This is a genomic window from Microcystis sp. M083S1, assembly GCF_020246405.1.
GTDB classification, from domain to species: domain Bacteria; phylum Cyanobacteriota; class Cyanobacteriia; order Cyanobacteriales; family Microcystaceae; genus Microcystis; species Microcystis aeruginosa_C.
The window spans coordinates 1-3,516 of the sequence record NZ_JADBTB010000017.1 but is presented as its reverse complement, the minus strand read 5'-3'; the positions used below and the strand labels follow the sequence as shown (position 1 = coordinate 3,516).

The 3,516-nt window shown below is 41.6% G+C and carries 6 protein-coding genes; 1 reads left to right on the top strand and 5 read right to left on the bottom strand.

The window, feature by feature from the left end; translation table 11 throughout:
- Positions 1 to 326: 326 nt before the first annotated feature.
- The 5 genes from IM450_RS01405 to IM450_RS01385 form a co-directional block, all read right to left on the bottom strand.
- Entirely contained in the window at positions 327 to 761 is a 435-nt protein-coding gene (locus IM450_RS01405; protein WP_002802319.1) for a type II toxin-antitoxin system VapC family toxin, read from the bottom strand.
- A complete protein-coding gene (locus IM450_RS01400) occupies positions 761 to 1,132 on the bottom strand; it encodes a hypothetical protein (protein WP_287170282.1) in 372 nt (123 codons plus the stop codon). The genes IM450_RS01405 and IM450_RS01400 overlap by 1 nt, the downstream gene beginning before the upstream one ends.
- Positions 1,133 to 1,342: 210 nt before the next feature.
- Entirely contained in the window at positions 1,343 to 1,777 is a 435-nt protein-coding gene (locus IM450_RS01395; RefSeq protein WP_149988065.1) for a type II toxin-antitoxin system VapC family toxin, read from the bottom strand.
- 2 nt (positions 1,778 to 1,779) lie between these two features.
- The gene (locus IM450_RS01390; RefSeq protein ID WP_045356058.1) at positions 1,780 to 2,007 is read right to left on the bottom strand and encodes a hypothetical protein; all 228 of its coding nucleotides are present in this window, start codon (positions 2,005 to 2,007) and stop codon (positions 1,780 to 1,782) included.
- A gap of 122 nt (positions 2,008 to 2,129) precedes the next feature.
- Positions 2,130 to 2,351, bottom strand: a complete 222-nt coding sequence (locus IM450_RS01385) for a ribbon-helix-helix domain-containing protein (RefSeq protein WP_287669776.1) — start codon at positions 2,349 to 2,351, stop codon at positions 2,130 to 2,132.
- A gap of 403 nt (positions 2,352 to 2,754) precedes the next feature.
- Here IM450_RS01385 and IM450_RS01380 point away from each other — a divergent pair, with 403 nt between their 5' ends.
- Positions 2,755 to 3,411 carry a hypothetical protein gene (locus tag IM450_RS01380; RefSeq protein WP_287669774.1) on the top strand — a complete coding sequence of 219 codons (657 nt, stop codon included), beginning with the start codon at positions 2,755 to 2,757 and terminating at the stop codon, positions 3,409 to 3,411.
- Positions 3,412 to 3,516 lie beyond the last annotated feature (105 nt).

Here is a 3,516-nt window from a genome sequence, read left to right as displayed (position 1 = left end):
CTTTCAAATATTTTGAGTATAAATACTCTATATACTCACTTCTCTGCGATGCAGTCGCACTCGCGGGAGCGCATTTTGTAGCTTTCTTAAAGCTTTGTTTCTGTCTGTATCACTTGTTACTTTTTAAAATGAGAATTGCTGTAACTAAGTCTATGATATTGCAGTGATAGTCTAGTTTAGTCTGAATTTAAGAGGTTCGGCAGAAAAGAGTCTATATTGTTCTTGAAAGTTAGGGTTAGGCGATCACGGTTATGCTTGATAAATTTCCTGACGATGCCCGATTTTGTGGAGATCAATAATGAAATACTGCTCTAAGCAATCAAATTCTAAGTAAGATTATTAAAATTAGAATCTTGGAACAAAATCCGAAAGTTCTCTTGGGTGAAGTGTTTGTCATGGGTTAAGACTTCTATAATGCCTCTTTGTTTCATTACAATCATAGAGATGCAATCTGTGAGGCTATAGCCTTTATCTAGACGGTTGGCATAAAGTTCTACACCTGATTGAATTAAATAGGAATCAACGCTAATAATTTGCAGATTTGGAGAGGTTCGGATTTGGCGATAGAAATTGACGACACCTTGTTTCATGGGTTGATCAAATTTGGCAAAAAAGTTGAGATATTCCACCAAGACTAAATCGGTTGTAATTAAAGAATAATCTTGAATTAACGTACTAAAAGCTCGCACTTGTCTATGCCATTGATCTTTAGCATGAATCAAGGCAACCCAATAAAATGTGTCGGCGAAGAGGGTCTGCATTATTCTTGAGGAGAATTGCCATAAAGATAGTAATCCAAGTTGGCCGCCGCATCGGTGGGGATCTGGTCAAAGGATTCTTCAGGGATGGTGGCGATTATTTCATCGGCGATTTCCCAAATCGGTTTGTTGTTTAGTGGGGAAGGGGCAGAAGTTTTACATTCCCAATCTTCTTGATCCACGATAGGACTGACAATATCCCCTAAGGTTTTGCCTTTACCGATCAAATGAGTCGGGATTGTGCGTTTTGTTTGGGTCGAGGGAGATGGTTCTTCTTCAATGATAAGGATGGCGCGGAGGGTCTGTGCTTTGGGCTTTTCCCCTAGCCATTGGATATGATCGCCTTCGATGGTCACGTCATAATGTTTGAGCATGGTTAAGGTTCTCTAACAATTTTCTTAACTAAGTCTATGATATTGCAGTGATAGTCTAGTTTAGTCTGAATTTAAGAGGTTCGGCAGAAAAGAGTCTATATTGTTCTTGAAAGTTAGGGTTAGGCGATCGCCGCTATGCCTCATAAATTTCCCGACGATGCCCGATTCTGTGGAGATCAATAATGAAATACTGCTCTAAGCAATCAAATTCTAAGTAAGATTATTAAAATTAGAATCTTGGAACAAAATCCGAAAGTTTTCTTGGGTGAAGTGTTTGTCATGGGTTAATACTTCTGCAATTCTCCTTTGTTTCATCACAATCATAGAAATGCAGTCTGTCAGGCTATAGCCCTTATCAGGACGTTCATCAAATAGTTGAATTCCAGCTTGTCTGAGTTGAGGCGTATAAGAAATAATTTCCATGTTCGGCTCTTGACGGATTTGAAAGTAGGTCGCAAGAGCTTTTCGACGCATAATCGCACCTTTAGTTGCAAAATAATTGAGTGTTTCATCTACAATGCCATCGGTAGTTATTAGATAATCATCTGTATATTTTTGGGCATAATTTAAGGCAATAAAGTGCCAGTTATCCCTGGGATTAATCAAGGCAATCCAATAAAAAGTATCAGCAAAGATGAGTTTCATTGTTATTGTTTTGGTGTGCCATAAAGATAATGATCGTGTTGTTCGGCTCCATCGGTGGGTAGGGTTTCTAAGACTTCTGGGGGAATATCGGCGGTGAGTTCTTCGATAAATTGCCAAAAGGGTTGTTTCGGTTTGGTGGTTTGGGTTTGATGGAGGAAGTTGAGGAGTTGGTCAATGGTTTCATCGGAGGCGGTTTCGATTTCCTGTAGGAGTTGTTCTTTGGCTGTCATGGCTGGTTTGGGATGGGGGAATACTCGATATTATAGAATATTATAGAGATTTATCGGGCGATCGCTGATTGTATCGCGGTTTCTCCATCAATTCCTTCGCCTCTTCAAGAAAGTCCCCTTTTTTAAGGCTTCGGCCGTGAGATCAGCCGAACGGGGGATTTAGGGGGATCAAACTCGATTGCCCATTGTTGATAGCGATCGCATTTACTCAGTAATTGCAAGGCTTCGGCAATGATTTCATCTGGATTGGCATAACGCCCCGTATTTAGTTTGGCTTCGATCAGCTTTTGGTGTTCGGGTTTTAAGGTTAATTTCAGGGTCGTTAAGGCTTGGCTTTTTTTCATTATAGGTTTGTTACTGTGGAATCATCCCAGGGTTGCGGAGGCAAGAGGTTTTTCTCGTTTCTGCGGTGGGGTGGGTTTCTGGGCTGTGGAGATCGCGGTTCTTGATGTAGATCGCTGTTTTTGGGGTCTTGGGTATGAGTTAAAAGTTTGGGGTTGGGAGTGTGGTGAGATTGTCAGGATATTTTGATAAGGGTTGGGCTTAAGTTGGTAAAGTTGGGGATTTTTCCCAAGTTAAGGATTTTTGTGGGAGGATGGAGGGGCTGGAAGTTAGGTGCGGTAGGGGTTTGGGGAATTTTATGGATTTTTTTCTTAAGTTGGTAAACTTTGGTTGCGTTGGGTGTTGAGATAAAATAGACTGCTCTTTAAGTTCGACTTAATTCTGATAATTTGGGAGAAAATTAAAATGGTTGTTGACAGTTCCGTACCCATTGAGTCTAAATCTATTCAAGCTGGACAGCTTCCAGTCGTGATGTTGCAGTTGCTCACAGGCAGTCAAACTCAGGACGGTCGCGCAGCTGGCATCTTTACTGCCGACGACCTAATCAAAATCTTGCTGTATGTCCACGCTGCCAGGGAGCTACCGCAGAGCCTCGAACAGTTCACGAAAGACATCGGCAGCAACAGCACAGGCATCCCTGGACTTGAGCCTAACGAAATCATCGATTTGTACCAAAAGATCACTGACCATGCTAACGGCTGGACACCAGTCGAGGGCCTGGTGAAGGGGCAGGCTTCTAGCCTCAAAGTCGCATCGGATGACATCGTTAGAATTGGTGGCCAAGTCATCAATACCATCAACAAGATGGATATCATTGAGCAGATGCAAACCATCAACGACCCGACTGTAATAATCCCAATTTCTAGTGACAAGGACGCTAAAATTCAAATGGCGTTGCCAGAAGTCATCAAAAGGTTAAAGGCAACCTGCGCCGACCAGCAGCAACGGACGCTCAAGGTGCTTATGGCAGTGCGTGACTACAAAACCGATATCTCTGGTGGCACCCTATCGGACAACAGAACAGTGAATAGACCTCTCCATAATTTAATTAAATCACAATAATAGGATATAATAAAACAAATAGTAAATCAAAAAAAGCCATGAAAAACTACACTTGGGAATACATTCAAAAATATCCGAAACAAACTAAAAGACTATTAGGAATTG

Coding starts and splice junctions, on each gene's coding strand:
- IM450_RS01385 (WP_287669776.1), bottom strand. CDS start 2,351: ATGAAAAAAAGCCAAGCCTTAACGACCCTGAAATTAACCTTAAAACCC.
- IM450_RS01405 (WP_002802319.1), bottom strand. CDS start 761: ATGCAGACCCTCTTCGCCGACACATTTTATTGGGTTGCCTTGATTCAT.
- IM450_RS01395 (WP_149988065.1), bottom strand. CDS start 1,777: ATGAAACTCATCTTTGCTGATACTTTTTATTGGATTGCCTTGATTAAT.
- IM450_RS01400 (WP_287170282.1), bottom strand. CDS start 1,132: ATGCTCAAACATTATGACGTGACCATCGAAGGCGATCATATCCAATGG.
- IM450_RS01380 (WP_287669774.1), top strand. CDS start 2,755: ATGGTTGTTGACAGTTCCGTACCCATTGAGTCTAAATCTATTCAAGCT.
- IM450_RS01390 (WP_045356058.1), bottom strand. CDS start 2,007: ATGACAGCCAAAGAACAACTCCTACAGGAAATCGAAACCGCCTCCGAT.